Consider the following 13,854-nt stretch of genomic DNA (forward strand, 5'->3'; position numbering starts at 1 on the left):
GACAGAACTGACCTCGCCCCTTCCGCGGAACACCCCTCCATGTCTTCGTCGCTGCTCACGGCCATGCGAAACCCGGTCATTCGCGCGAGCATGCTCGCGATATTCCTCTTCGGCTTCGCCGGCGCCGCGACCTCGCCCTATCAGTCAGTGGTCGGCATCACCGAACTCGGCCTCGGCAACGCGTTCTATTCGGCGCTGATCTTCGCCGCCGCCCTACTCAACGTCATTGCCAGCGTCACCGTCGGCATCGTCGCGGACCGCGTCGGCAATTACCGCACGCTGATGCTGGCGGTCATTCTGTTCGGCGTTGTCGGCTATGGGATGGTCTATGCTTGGCCGGCGAAGGCGAGCTTCGTGATTGCCACGCTGCTGCTCCTGCCGATCTACGGCGCCCTCAATTCGCTCCTCTTCGCCAATGTACGCACAGCGGCCAACCACATGGGCGGCAGGGACGCGGCTGCGGTCAACTCGGCAGTGAGGGCCGCCATCTCGCTTTCTTGGGTGCTGGTCCCGGGCGTGGTCGGCTTCGTGCTCGCAGCGCGCGGCAGCATGCTGCCGGCCTATCTGCTGGCGAGTCTCGGCTGCGCCGCCAACCTCATCCTCGTCGCTTTCCTGTTGCCGCCCACAGCCGGTGCCGGCTCAGCCCTCGGCAAACGGCTTTCCTATCTCGCGTCCCTCGGCGAGATCCTGTCGCCGCGGGTACTCGGGCGGCTTGTCGCCATCGCGCTGATTTCCTCGACCCTGCATGTCAATGCGGCGGTCCTTCCCTTGATCGTCACCGGTGCGGCCGGCGGCACCGCTACCGACATCGGCATCGTCGGCCTCGTGGCGCTGTTGGAAGTGGCCTTCATTCTGGTCTGGGGCCGCATTCAATACAGCCTCAGCCATGTCGATGCCCTGGCGCTCGGCACCGCTGTCTACGTGGTCTATCTGGCGCTGCTCGGCTTGTCGGATCGGCCTTGGCACGTCTATGCGCTGACCCTCGCCAGCGGCCTCGGTGCGGCGGCGCTGATCAGCATCCCGATCACCTACCTCCAGGACCTGATCGCCGATCGGCCGGGGCTTGGCAGTTCGCTGATCGCGGTGAACATCTTTTTGGGCGGGGCGTTCAGCACTGCGCTCTTTGCGATCGGCACGCGCTTCAGCGACTATTCCGGGACGGCGCTGCGGCCGGGCTCGCAGGGCTGGTGCTGCTCCTTTTGCTCGACGGCAAGCGTGCCAGGATTGCGACATCGTAGGAGCCGGGCAGCGGGAGGCCGCGGGGCAGCTTCCCGCCATTTCGTCAGTTGCCGAGGATGCCCGGGAGCCGCAGGCCCTGTTCCTTGGCGCAATCGACCGCGATGTCGTAGCCCGCATCGGCATGGCGCATGACGCCCGTTGCTGGATCGTTCCAGAGTACCCGTTCGATGCGGCGGGCGGCATCTTCCGAGCCGTCGCAGCAGATGACGACGCCCGAATGCTGCGAAAAGCCCATGCCGACTCCGCCGCCATGGTGCAGCGAGACCCAGGTGGCACCCGACGCGGTGTTGAGCAGTGCGTTCAGGAGCGGCCAGTCGGACACGGCGTCGGAGCCGTCCTTCATGGCTTCGGTCTCGCGGTTCGGCGAGGCGACGGAGCCGGAGTCGAGATGATCGCGGCCGATGACGACCGGTGCGCTGAGCTCGCCGGTCCTGACCATCTCGTTGAAGGCGAGGCCGAGGCGGTGGCGGTCGCCAAGACCCACCCAGCAGATGCGCGCTGGGAGGCCCTGGAAGGCGATGCGCTCGGCGGCCATGTCGAGCCAGTTGTGCAAGTGCTTGTTGTCGGGCAGCAGCTCCTTCACCTTGGCATCGGTCTTGCGGATATCGTCCGGATCGCCGGACAGCGCCGCCCAGCGGAACGGGCCGATGCCGCGGCAAAACAGCGGGCGGATATAGGCCGGCACGAAGCCAGGGAAGGCGAAGGCGTTTTCGAGGCCCTCTTCCTTCGCCACCTGGCGGATGTTGTTACCGTAGTCGAAGGTCGGGATCCCCATGTCCTGGAAGGCGATCATCGCTTCGACATGCTCGCGCATCGAGGCGCGGGCGGCCTTTTCGACGGCTTTCGGATCGCCTTCACGCTTCTGCTTCCAGTCGGCCATGGTCCAGCCCTTCGGCAGATAACCGTTGATCGGGTCATGGGCGGAGGTCTGGTCGGTCACCATGTCCGGGCGGATGCCACGTCGGACCATCTCCGGCAGGATCTCGGCCGTGTTGCCGAGCAGACCGACGGATTTCGCCTCGCCCGCGGCGGTCCAGCGGTTGATCATCTCCATCGCTTCGTCAAGCGTTTCGGCTTTCGCGTCGACATAGCGGGTGCGGAGACGGAAATCGATGGAATCCGGATTGCATTCGACGGCGAGGCAGCAGGCGCCGGCCATGACGGCGGCAAGCGGCTGGGCGCCGCCCATCCCGCCGAGGCCGCCGGTCAGCACCCATTTGCCCTTGAGGTCGCCGTTGTAGTGTTGGCGGCCGGCTTCGACAAAGGTCTCATAGGTGCCCTGCACGATGCCCTGGCTGCCGATATAGATCCACGAACCGGCGGTCATCTGGCCGTACATGGCGAGACCCTTCTTATCCAGCTCGTTGAAATGGTCCCAGGTCGCCCAGTGCGGCACGAGGTTGGAGTTGGCGATCAGCACGCGCGGCGCGTCCTTGTGGGTGCGGAAGACGCCGACCGGCTTGCCGGACTGGACGAGCAAGGTCTCGTCCTCGTTGAGATCCTTCAGCGTCGCGACGATCCGGTCGAAATCCGCCCAGGTGCGGGCGGCCCGGCCAATGCCGCCATAGACGACGAGTTCGTGCGGGTTCTCGGCGACTTCCGGGTCGAGATTGTTCATCAGCATCCGGAGCGGCGCTTCCGTCAGCCAGCTCTTGGCGCTGATCTCGGTGCCACGCGGGCTGCGCACGTCGCGGATGTTGTGGCGCGGATTGTTCATGGTCATGCCTCACTCCCTGTCAATTGCGGTTTCGGCGGGATGCTGGAGAATGTGCTGCGCTATCGGATCAGCATTCCGCCATAAGTGTCTGTGTTTGTTCAATTCTGTAAGTTTAGTTATCGCGAAGACCGAGGGCGATCGCTTCGATCTGTTCCAGGATCGCCCTCAAATGACTGCGGAGCAGCTTGGCCTTGCCTGCGTCGAGGGCGAAGGGCGGCGCCTCCGTCGCCAAATGAGTCGATTGGGCGAGTTCCATTTGGATCGCATGGACGCCGGTCTCGGGGCGGCCATAGTGACGGGTCGTCCAGCCGCCTTTGAAGCGTCCGTTCAGGATGTGGGTGTAACCCTCTGCCTTGCTTGCGATATCCGCCGTCGTACGCTCGATCTGCTGGGCGCAGGTCTTGCCCATATCGGTGCCGATATTGAAGTCCGGCAGCTTGCCCTCGAACAGGAAGGGGATATGCGAGCGGATCGAGTGGCAGTCGTAGAGGACCGCCACGCCATGAATGGCCTTGACCCGGTCGATCTCGGCGGCGAGCGCGGCGTGATAGGGGGCGTGAAAATCGCGCAGTCTCGCGGCAATATCCGCGTCCGTCGGGCCTTCGTCTTCCTTCCAGATAGGCACGCCATCAAAATCGGTTTCCGGAACAAGGCCGGTCGTGTTCTGGCCCGGGTAGAGGCTGGCGCCCTCCGGATCGCGATTGGCGTCGATGACATAGCGATGGAAGGTGGCGCGGACGATGGTCGCTTCCGGCAGCAGGTCTTCATAGAGCTCGTGGATGTGCCAATCGGTATCCGCGAGGATACGGCCGTTGTCGTTCAAGCGCTGCCAGATCGGCGGGGGAACGTCGGTGCCCGTGTGCGGAAAGCCGAGAATGACGGGCGAGGTGCCCTGCCGGACTTCGTAGACGGCCATGTCAAATCTCCAGTCGCGGGAGAATGCCGTCGGAGACGGCGGCTGCGAGCCGCCCGGAGGCAACGAGTTCGCCGGCGGACCTGAGGTCGTCTGCCATGTAGCGATCCTCCTCGACCGTCGGGGAAACGGCGCGCACGACTGCGGCCGCCTTCTGAAGTTCCGCGCTGGTCGCAAGCGGTGCCCGGAATTCGATGCCCTGGACGGCGGCCAAGGCCTCGATGCCGACGATCGAGAACAGATTGTCGGTCATCTGCAGCAGGCGGCGGGCGCCGTGGCAGGCCATGGAGACGTGGTCTTCCTGGTTGGCCGACGTCGGCGTAGAGTCGACGGAGGCGGGATGCGAGAGCTGCTTGTTCTCCGACATAAGCGCGGCCGAGGTAACTTCGGCGATCATCAGCCCGGAATTGAGGCCCGGCTTCTTGGCGAGAAAGGCGGGCAGACCGTAGCTCAAGGCCGGGTCAACGAGGAGCGCAATGCGGCGCTGCGAAATGGCGCCGATCTCACAGATCGCGAGCGCAATCTGGTCGGCGGCGAAGGCGACCGGCTCGGCATGGAAATTGCCGCCGGAGACGACGGAATTGTCGGAGAGCACCAGCGGATTGTCGGTGACGGCATTGGCCTCGGTGGTGAGGGTCGCGGCAACCGAGCGCAGCAGATCGAGGCAGGCGCCGTCGACCTGCGGCTGGCAGCGGATGCAATAGGGATCCTGCACGCGCTCGTCGCCCTCGAGATGGCTTTGGCGAATGACCGACCCGTCAAGCAGCCTCCGGAGTGCGGCCGCCGTGTCGATCTGGCCGCGATGGCCGCGCAGCGTATGGATATCCGGGTGGAACGGGGCTGACGATCCCATGGCCGCATCGGTCGAGAGCGCGCCGGTGATGAGCGCCGCCTGGGCGGCCCTATGGGCACGGAACAGGCCCGCCAGAGCCAGTGCCGTCGAAACCTGGGTGCCGTTGATTAACGCCAGGCCTTCCTTCGCGGCGAGCGTCACCGGGGAAAGCCCGGAGGCCTTTAGGGCAGCATCGCCCTTCATGCGCTCGCCGGCGACGAAGGCCTCGCCATGGCCCATCATCACCGCGGCCATATGGGCGAGCGGCGCGAGATCGCCGGAAGCGCCGACCGAGCCTTTTTCCGGGATCAGCGGGATGACGCCCTTTTCGAGCATCCCTTCGATCAGGCGGACGAGTTCGAGGCGCACGCCGGACGCGCCGCGACCAAGCGAGATGAGCTTCAGCGCCATGATGAGGCGCACGATATTCTCCGGCAGCGGCTGGCCGACGCCGCAGCAATGCGACAGGATCAGATTGCGCTGCAGGGTGGCAACATCGGCGCTGTCGATCTTGATCGAGGCGAGTTTGCCGAAGCCGGTATTGATGCCGTAGACGGGGGCATTGCCGGCGATGATCTCGGCGATCCGGGTTGCGGCCTTTTCGATACCGGCATCATAGGCGCGATCGAGGCGGGCCGGCTTACCCGTCCAATAGATCGCCTCCAGGTCCTTGAGCGGTACCGAACCGGGTTTCAGAACAATGGTCATCGGGCAATCCTTTCACCCTTGAAAATCCGCTCGGAGAGGGGGTTGAACCCGATGCGGTAGATCAGCTCAGCCGGCGCCTCGATGTCCCAGAGAGCAAGGTCGGCCGACTTTCCCGCTTCGATCGTGCCGGTCTCGCCGAGGATACCAAGCGCGCGCGCCGCCTCGCGCGTAACGCCGGCGAGGCATTCCTCCAGCGTCAGGCGGAAGAGCGTCGCCGACATGTTCATGGTCAGGAGAAGAGACGTCAGCGGCGAGGTTCCCGGGTTGCAATCGGTGGCAATCGCGATGCGCGCGCCGGCGGCGCGCAGCGCCTCGACCGGCGGCAATTGCGTTTCGCGAAGGGTGTAAAATGCTCCCGGCAGCAGGACGGCGACGGTACCGGCCTTCGCCATGGCGGTCGCGCCGTCCGCATCGAGATATTCGAGGTGATCGGCCGAAAGCGCGCCATAGGAGGCTGCAAGCTTCGCACCGCCGAGATCGGAAAGCTGTTCGGCATGAAGTTTGACCGGCAGGCCGAGCGCCTTGGCCCGGTCGAACACACGGGCGATCTCGGCCGGTGAGAAGGCGATCCCCTCGCAGAAGCCATCGACAGCGTCGACGAGTCGTTCCGCATGGGCCTGGCTTAGTCCGGGGAGAACGACATCTTCGATATAGTCGGCGTTCCGGCCCTTGTATTCCGGCGGCGTGGCGTGGGCGGCGAGATAGCTGGTGACGATGCGGACCGGGCGCGCTTGCGCGAGTTTGCGCGCCGCCTGCAGCATGTTCAGTTCCGCCTCGATGTTGAGGCCATAGCCCGATTTGACTTCGATCGTCGCAACGCCCTCGGAAAGCAGCGTATCGAGCCGCGGAAGGGCGGCTTCGACGAGCTCGTCGACTGACAGAGCATTGGTCGCCTTTACGGTGGAGACAATTCCTCCGCCGGCGCGGGCAATCTCTTCATAGCTAGCGCCTTCGAGCCGCATCTGGAATTCACGGGCACGGTTCCCGCCATGGACGATATGGGTGTGGCAGTCGATCAGCGCCGGCGTCATCCAGCGGCCTTCGCAATCGATCAGCCGGTCGGCGCCGGACAGCCGAGAGGGGAGTTCGCTTTCGGCGCCGGCATAAACGATCCGACCACCGCGCACGGCCACGGCGCCCGTTTCGACAATGCCGAGCGGGCCCAAATCCTCGCGAAGCGTCGCAAGGCGCACGTTGCGCCAGAGACTGCTGCGTTCCGCTTTCATGTCGGCGTTTTCGTTCATAAGCTTTCCGCCCTTCTCTTGCGATAATGTATATACATAATAAGCCGGCGGCAAGCGAAAAAAATGTTCGACCCTCTGCCAGGAGGTAAGGCGGCCCGTGGACGCAATCGCCAAGAAAAAAGCCCCGGTCTTTCGATCCGGGGCTCGGGCGAAATTGTCCGAGGGTCGGCGATCAGGCGGGGTGGGGGGCCTTGGCGCAATGCTGTTCGACAAGTGCGACGAAACGCTGCCCGGCAATGTCGAGCCGGCCGCTATTGTCGATCACGGTCACGTCCGGCCCGGCCACGACGTCGGGGACCTGCCGCTTCAGTCGACGCAGCACGTCTTCCTCGCTTTCGCGACCACGTTGGGCGAGGCGCTTTGCGAGCACCGATGCGTCGGCGGTGACCAGGGCAACGGCCACCTTGCCGAAGGCGGCTCGGATGGCGGGAAGGGCTGCGCGACTGCCGTTGACGATTGCCGTCATACCGCTTTCGATCCTGTCGGCGATCTCACGCGGAATTCCGTAGCTCAAGCCGTGCGCCTGCCAGGCAACGGCGAAGGCGCCGACTTGCTGCATCTCTTCGAATTCCGCCGTGGAGACGCTTTCGTGCACTTCGCTGCCGGCATCCGAGGGGCGGGTGATGACCCGTCGGACGAAGAGAATATCCGGCCGCTGCGCGAAGTGGCGGGCGGCGAAACCCATGACGCTATCCTTGCCGGCGCCGCTCGGGCCGACGACGACGATGAGCGTCCCGCCCTGATTTTCCGCGGCCATCATGCGACACGCCGTCCTTCGCGCCATACGGAGCGAACCACCGGAATGCCCTCGGGCCGATGGACACGCGCTACATCGGCGCGCAGGCCGACGCCGATCCGGCCGCGATCGGTGAGGCCGACGGTGCGTGCCGGCGTTGCGGTCACCAGGGCGATCGCGCTCGGCAGGTCGATGCTCTCGACCTCGTCGGCGAGGATGAAGGGTGCATGGATCAGGCTGAAGGGCACGTAATCCGACGAAAGCACGTCGAGCACGCCGCGCTCCGCAAGCTCACGCGCGGCGATGTTGCCGGAATGCGACTTGCCGCGCACGACGTTGGGCGCCCCCATCAGAACGCTCAATCCCGCCCGGTGGGAGGCTTCAGCCGCTTCGAAGCTCGTCGGAAACTCTGCCAGCCGGACGCCGTAGCCGATCGACTCCTCGACATGCGCGAGGGTAGCGTCGTCGTGGCTTGCGACGGTGATGCCGCGTTCCGCGCAGGCTTGCGCGAGCGCCGTGCGGTGCGGGGCCGCATAGCGTGCCGAAAGCGCCTGCTGGCGCTCGACGAAAGCGGCGAAAGCCTCGTCGGTCAGGCCGCGCTTGGTCTTATAGTAGAGGATATACTGCTCCATCGTCTGGAACTGGCGCTGGCCGGGGGCGTGATCCATTAGGGAGACGAGGCGAACCTGCGGGTCGTCGCGAAAATCGTCGTAGTGCTCCAGCACGTCGGCGGTCGAAACCTCGCAGCGCAGGTGGATGAGGTGGTCAGCGCGCAGCCGGCCCTCGTCCTTCGCCTGCGCCAAGGCGTCGGCCATGCTGCGCATCTCGCCCTTCGGGAAGCCGCTTTCCTCGTCCGAGCCGAGGCGCAGACAGTCGAAGACGGTGGTGATGCCGGAGGTGACGACCTGGGCGTCGTGCGCCTGGATGGCGGCGATCTTCAGCCAGCGCACACCCGGGCGCGGGGAATAATGCGCCTCCAGGTGGTCGGTGTGAAGCTCGATCAGCCCGGGCAACAGGTAGTCGCCCTCGAAATCTTCGCCAACCCGACTCGCCCCTTCCGAAATGTCGGCAATCTTGCCGTCGCGGATCAGCACCGAACCATCGATGATGTCATTTTCGAGAACGATGCGGGCATTGCTCAGAACCTGTTCGCTGCTCATGTCATGCAATCTTTCGTGCGGATGCGCTGCCGAGTGGCAGCAGGGAATGAACGGTGAAGGGGGCGCCGCGCTGCGGCTCGACGAAAAGAGCGATCGTCGAGACGCTCAGCGGCCGCCCGATAAATTCGTCGAAGGCGGCCTCGAGCGTATCGCGCATCAGGCCGCGCGTCTCCTCCGGCACGGAGCCGGTGAGCGTCAGATGGAACTGGAACTCCTCGAAGACATAGGGGTATCCCCATGCCGCGAGGTAATCCTTTTGAAGCTGCGTCAGTTTTTCCGGATTGCGGCGGGCGAGATCAGCTCCGGAGAGAGGGGCGCGAAAAGGTTCGAAGCGGCGAACCGCCTGCTCCGCCAAATCTTGCATGGGCGCCGACGGCGCGCTCGGTACGAGCGCGAAGAACGGACCGATTTGGTGGAGCCTGATCTCCGGTATCTCGAAGGGCTCGATTTCCGCGGCGAATTCGTCGAAGGCGGCGATCAATTCCGCTTCGCTTCGTCCCGCCGCAAGCGCGAAGGGCGCTTTCAAGGTCCCATGGAAGCCGTAGCGGCGCGGCTCGGCCGTCAGGGTCATGTGCTGTTCCCGTTCGAGTGCCAAGTTGTCCGGCCAGGCCAAGGCGCCGTCGAGGAAGGCATCGCGGCCGAGCCAACGGGACGCGGTCTGCGACAGCCGGTCATCGGCCGGCGGCGCGAAATAGATTGCGTAGCGCACTGGTCTTCACTTTCTTGATCGTCGCCCGGCGGTGAGGCGAGCCGACCACTTGTGGGTGTGATGCGCAGCTAGCCGATTTGCATGACAACATCATGATCGCATCGGTCTGAAGCGCAAAAAGAGTTCAGTGTCCGCTGCGCCCGATCAGCCGGGAGCGGCACGCGTTCGAGATGCTGTCGAAAACGAAGACAACCATCAAGATCAAAAGAACCATATAGGCGACATTTTCCCAATCCGAATTGGTCCGCATGGCTTCCCAGAGCTTCAGACCGATGCCGCCGGCCCCGACGGCGCCGATGATCGTGGCAGAGCGTGTGTTCGATTCCCAGAAATAAAGCGCCTGGCTTGCAAAGACGGGAAGCACCTGCGGCAGCACGCCGAAGCGCTGCACCGCGACCGGCGGAGCGCCGACGGATTTGACGCCTTCGCGCTGCTTGTCATCGATGTTTTCCAGCGCTTCGGAGTAGAGCTTGCCGAGCGTGCCGGTGTCGGTGAAGAAAATCGCCGACATGCCGGCAAGCGGCCCCGGACCAAAGGCACGGGTGAAGAACAGCGCCCAGATGAACATGTCGACCGAGCGCAGGAAATCGAAGAAGCGCTTGGCCAACTGGTTGGTTACACGGCTCGGGGTGATGTTGCGGGCGGCAAGGAAACAGAGCGGGAAGGCGATAAGGGACGCGAACACCGTCCCGACAAAGGCCATGACGACCGTCTGCAGCAGCTTCGTCCAGACATCGAGATGCTGCCATTCGGCATTGTAGAGGACGTTGTCCCAGGCGAGTGACAGGTTCGAGCGCGCCGGGTCGATTCGGTCTCCCGACAGGATCAGACGTGCCACTTCGCCGTAGGATTTTCCGAAGAACGGCGAGTTGGTGTCGAAGAGGAAGTTCGCCCAGCCGAAGAAGCGATTGCGGATCGAGACCTCGTCGCCGGTAACTTCCGCCCAGCCGGTGGAGCCGAAGGAAAGCGTGACCTTTTCGCCCGGCCGCTTCTGCGTGGCCCAGCTTGGGAGGGGTGTCTGCGGCGTGACGGTGTCGACACCGTCAACCGTCATGGTGAGCGTTTCGCCGCCGTGGATGGCGGTGACCAGTTTGTCGCCGACTTCGATGCGCGTCGAACGGTCATAGGTTACGACCGCTCGGGTTACGATTTCCTCGGTACGTGTCTCATCAGCGTTCTGGGCGGCTGCAGCCTCTCCGCCACCGAGTGCCGCCTTCGGAGCCATGAAGTTGAATGAGGAACTCGTCTTCGGCTTCGGCGCCTGTTTCGTCGCAGCCGGTGCCTCGACGGTGCGCGTTGCCGTCCGCTTTTCGAGGGTCACCCATTCCGGATCGGGATTTCGACCGAGCGGCGAGTTGCGCTGGTAGGAAACGGCCATCGTCCCGTCGGGGGCGACGGCGATCTCGGGTCGAACCTCATAGGAGACCCAGTCGGCGAGATAGGTGCCCGCGATACCCCAATTGGCGTTGGCGAGCACATGGCCGATCGAGAAGAGCCACCAGCTGAATGCGAGATAGAGAACGACGCCGATGCCGATCAGCGCCGTCCTGCGCCGCCTTGCGGTGGATGACTGCAGGAGATGCCGGTGGCGCGCCGCAATGGCTTCCATTTCGAGCGCGCTGGGCTTGGTCGAGGCAATCATGGCGCGCTCCTACTGGGCGAGCTGGAAGGCCTGGTCGCCGACGAGGCGGCGGCGAAGCCAGGCGGAGAACTGATCGACGGCGAAGATCGTTGCGAAGAGCAAAAGCACGATCGCGAGCGTCTTGGCCTGATGGCCCTGGCCGATCGACAGGCGCAGGAGCTCGCCGATTCCGCCGCCGCCGACAGCGCCGATGATCGTCGAGGCGCGCACGTTGATCTCCAGGCGAAGCAGGAAATAGCTGGTGAAGTTCGGCAAGACCTGCGGCACGATCCCGAACCAAACCCGCTCGATCCAGCTGGCGCCAACGGCGCGCAGGCCCTCCTCCGGCTTCATGTCGGCATTCTCGACCACTTCGAAGAACAGCTTGCCCAGCGCACCGATCGTGTGAATCGACACCGCCGCGATCGCGGGGATCGGGCCGAGCGACAGGATCGCCAGGAAGAAGCCGGCAATCACGACTTCCGGAAATGCGCGCAGGATTTCCATGATCCGGCGGACCGGGCCGCGCACCCAAGCGCTGGGCGTCAGGTTGCGGGCCGCGAGGAAGCACAGAATGAAGCCGAAGAACGCACCAATCAGCGTCGAGAAGATGGCGATATTCACCGTCTCCAGCATCTTGTGAAAGTATTCGGGAATGTAGAGGCTCTCGGTGACGTATAGCCGGCCTTCCGGATAGTTGTATTTGAAACTGCCGTCGTCGTAGGGAGAGGGCAGATCGAAGAGCGCCCGAACGATCTCCATCGGCTCGCGCGGCATCAGGTCACCGACGAAGTCGAAGAAATGCGGCAGGCGGACGAGGAATTTCCCGGCATTCGAGTCGTTCGCGAACCAGAGCGAGCCGAAAAGCGCCAGCGCCAGGGCGGCAAGCCCGAGGCAGGTATAGAGGCGACGGCGCGTATTGAGCTCCTGCCAATGACGCTCGATCAGGGCGCCGTTCTCGCTCAAGCGCTGTGACAGCAGGGAGGTGGCCATGGGATTTCCGGCTCGTGCCGGCCTCTTGCGGTGGGTGCCGGCGGCAACCCCGAACAATCAAACGCTGGCCGCGTAACGCGGCCAGCGTAAATCTGGCGGTTCTTGATCAGCCGCCGATCGTTGCCTTGCGAGCGTCGATGATCGGCTTGTAGAAATCGCTGTTGACCTCCGTAAAGCCGGTGAAATCACCGCCCTGGATGGCGGAGAAGCAGGCGGCGTCGGTCTTCGGCAGATCCATCATGAACTGCTTGAACTTCGCCTTCATGTCGTCGTTCATCGTTGTACGCACGACGATCGGGCCGTTCGGAATCAGCGGCGAGCGCCACAGCTCGACGAGGTCGTTCATGTCGAGCACGCCCTTGTCGACCATCTTGCGCAGATTGCCGGAGGTGTAGCCGTCCTTGAACTCGCCGACGCCGGAGCCGAAGGTCGTGCCGGCATCGAAGGTGCCCTTGAGGACTTCGAGGACGAGGTTTTCATGACCGCCGCCGAAGCCGGTCTCTCCGAAATATTCCTTGACCGGTGCGCCGATCGCTTCCGGAAGGGTGACGAGGGGGACGAGGTAGCCGGAGGTGGAGTCCGGATCGGCGAAGCCGAGCTTCTTGCCCTTGAGATCCTCGAGCTTGGTGATGCCGGCGTCCTTGCGGGCGACCATGATCGAGTGGTAGCCGGTGGAGCCATCGGTCTGGACCGTGGTCAAGATCGGCTCGACGGCATCAGCCTTGGCGAGGTAGATCTTGGCGTAGCCGGAAGCGCCGAGTTCGGCATAGTCGAGCGTGCCGCCGAGCAGCCCCTGGATGACGCCGTCATAGTCTGCAGCCGGGAAGAGCGAGACCTTCTCGACGCCGATGGCGGCCGGGAGCTTGTCGACCAGGCACTGGTAGTTGCGCAGGCGGTCGGCTTCGTTCTCGCCGCCCATGATGCCGATGCGGAATTCCTTTAGGTCTTCGGCCTGGGCATGGCCGGCCAGGGCGATGAGCGCAACGGCGCCCAGAAGAGCTTTCTTCAGCATGAGGTTCGTCTCCCGTTTATCCGGCCTCGCCGGATCAGTGGCTGTTTCGATTGGGCGCCCTTGACGCGGGCATTCGATCGCGGCGGCCTTAGAGGCCGGCCAGTGCCAGCGGCTTGTAGCTGGCCGATGCGTTTTCCTCGCGAGCGACAGCCGCGGGAATGTTGATGCTCGTCGAGGTCATCGATTCTTCGATCGCCGTTTCGGCGCCGTAGATCTCGGCGACCGCCGTGGCGGTGAGATCCTTCGGCTGTCCGTCGAAGACGATCCGGCCCTGCGCCATGCCGATGATCCGCTCGCAATAGTTGCGCGCCGTGTCGAGCGTGTGCAGGTTTGTGACGACGGTGATGCCGTCACGCTCGTTGATGTCGCGCAGCGCATCCATGACAATCTTGGCGTTGAGCGGATCGAGCGACGCGATCGGCTCGTCGGCGAGAAGCACCTTCGGCTGCTGCATCAGCGCCCGGGCGATCGCGACGCGCTGCTGCTGGCCGCCGGAAAGCGTACCGGCCGGCTGCAGCGCCGTCTGCTCGATGCCGAGACGCTCGAGTGCGCCGATCGCTATGATCCGTTCCTCCCGGGTGAACAGGTTGAGGATGCTCGAGACCGTCGAACGATGGTTCAGCCGGCCGAGGAGGACATTGGTCAGAACGTCGAGGCGCGGGACCAGATTGAACTGCTGGAAGATCATCGCGCAGTCGCGCTGCCAATGCCGCAGGGCAGAACCCCTGAGCGAGGATACCTCGATGCCGGCGAATTCGATCGTCCCGGAGGTGGGGTCGACGAGCCGATTGATCATCCGCAGAAGCGTCGACTTGCCCGCCCCGGACCGGCCGATGACCCCGACCATCTGACCTTGCGGTATGTCGAAGGTGACCGTGTCGACGGCTCGCTTCTTGCCGAACTGGCGGGTCACGTTCCTCAACTGAAACATCGGCGGCAGGTCCTCGTCGGTGGGCGATCGTTTATTAGT

General features: G+C 64.2%; 11 protein-coding genes and 1 pseudogene. 1 reads left to right on the top strand and 11 read right to left on the bottom strand.

The annotated features are described in order from the left end of the window. Nucleotides 1–39 precede the first annotated feature (39 nt). Nucleotides 40–1,238: pseudogene (locus CO656_RS01890) on the top strand (MFS transporter). A gap of 44 nt (nucleotides 1,239–1,282) precedes the next feature. Here CO656_RS01890 and hutU read toward each other — a convergent pair. The 11 genes from hutU to phnC all read right to left on the bottom strand — a co-directional run bounded on the left by hutU (nucleotide 1,283) and on the right by phnC (nucleotide 13,815). Then, complete coding sequence (hutU, locus tag CO656_RS01895; RefSeq protein ID WP_179864687.1) at nucleotides 1,283–2,956, bottom strand: urocanate hydratase; 1,674 nt, start codon at nucleotides 2,954–2,956, stop codon at nucleotides 1,283–1,285. Nucleotides 2,957–3,068: 112 nt separating this feature from the next. Further along, nucleotides 3,069–3,872 carry an N-formylglutamate deformylase gene (hutG, locus tag CO656_RS01900; protein WP_037417164.1) on the bottom strand — a complete coding sequence of 268 codons (804 nt, stop codon included), beginning with the start codon at nucleotides 3,870–3,872 and terminating at the stop codon, nucleotides 3,069–3,071. Nucleotide 3,873: 1 nt separating this feature from the next. Then, nucleotides 3,874–5,409 carry a histidine ammonia-lyase gene (gene hutH, locus CO656_RS01905; RefSeq protein WP_097524605.1) on the bottom strand — a complete coding sequence of 512 codons (1,536 nt, stop codon included), beginning with the start codon at nucleotides 5,407–5,409 and terminating at the stop codon, nucleotides 3,874–3,876. After that, nucleotides 5,406–6,653: an imidazolonepropionase gene (gene hutI / locus CO656_RS01910; RefSeq protein ID WP_097524606.1), complete on the bottom strand. Its 1,248-nt coding sequence runs from the start codon at nucleotides 6,651–6,653 to the stop codon at nucleotides 5,406–5,408. Before hutI ends, hutH begins: the two co-directional genes overlap by 4 nt. Nucleotides 6,654–6,825: 172 nt before the next feature. Further along, complete coding sequence (gene phnN, locus CO656_RS01915) at nucleotides 6,826–7,413, bottom strand: phosphonate metabolism protein/1,5-bisphosphokinase (PRPP-forming) PhnN (protein WP_097524607.1); 588 nt, start codon at nucleotides 7,411–7,413, stop codon at nucleotides 6,826–6,828. Continuing rightward, entirely contained in the window at nucleotides 7,410–8,549 is a 1,140-nt protein-coding gene (locus CO656_RS01920) for an alpha-D-ribose 1-methylphosphonate 5-triphosphate diphosphatase (RefSeq protein ID WP_037417178.1), read from the bottom strand. The genes phnN and CO656_RS01920 overlap by 4 nt, the downstream gene beginning before the upstream one ends. A gap of 1 nt (nucleotide 8,550) precedes the next feature. Next, nucleotides 8,551–9,258: a DUF1045 domain-containing protein gene (locus CO656_RS01925; protein WP_097524608.1), complete on the bottom strand. Its 708-nt coding sequence runs from the start codon at nucleotides 9,256–9,258 to the stop codon at nucleotides 8,551–8,553. A gap of 124 nt (nucleotides 9,259–9,382) precedes the next feature. Continuing rightward, nucleotides 9,383–10,900 carry a phosphonate ABC transporter, permease protein PhnE gene (phnE, locus tag CO656_RS01930; protein ID WP_097524609.1) on the bottom strand — a complete coding sequence of 506 codons (1,518 nt, stop codon included), beginning with the start codon at nucleotides 10,898–10,900 and terminating at the stop codon, nucleotides 9,383–9,385. A 9-nt stretch (nucleotides 10,901–10,909) separates the two neighbouring features. Further along, nucleotides 10,910–11,872, bottom strand: a complete 963-nt coding sequence (gene phnE / locus CO656_RS01935; RefSeq protein ID WP_097524610.1) for a phosphonate ABC transporter, permease protein PhnE — start codon at nucleotides 11,870–11,872, stop codon at nucleotides 10,910–10,912. Nucleotides 11,873–11,978: 106 nt separating this feature from the next. Further along, nucleotides 11,979–12,884, bottom strand: a complete 906-nt coding sequence (phnD, locus tag CO656_RS01940; RefSeq protein WP_097524611.1) for a phosphonate ABC transporter substrate-binding protein — start codon at nucleotides 12,882–12,884, stop codon at nucleotides 11,979–11,981. Between the two features lie 88 nt (nucleotides 12,885–12,972). Further along, nucleotides 12,973–13,815 carry a phosphonate ABC transporter ATP-binding protein gene (gene phnC, locus CO656_RS01945; RefSeq protein WP_097524612.1) on the bottom strand — a complete coding sequence of 281 codons (843 nt, stop codon included), beginning with the start codon at nucleotides 13,813–13,815 and terminating at the stop codon, nucleotides 12,973–12,975. Nucleotides 13,816–13,854 lie beyond the last annotated feature (39 nt).

Source organism: Sinorhizobium sp. FG01 (assembly GCF_002531875.1).
GTDB classification, from domain to species: Bacteria; Pseudomonadota; Alphaproteobacteria; order Rhizobiales; family Rhizobiaceae; genus Sinorhizobium; species Sinorhizobium fredii_C.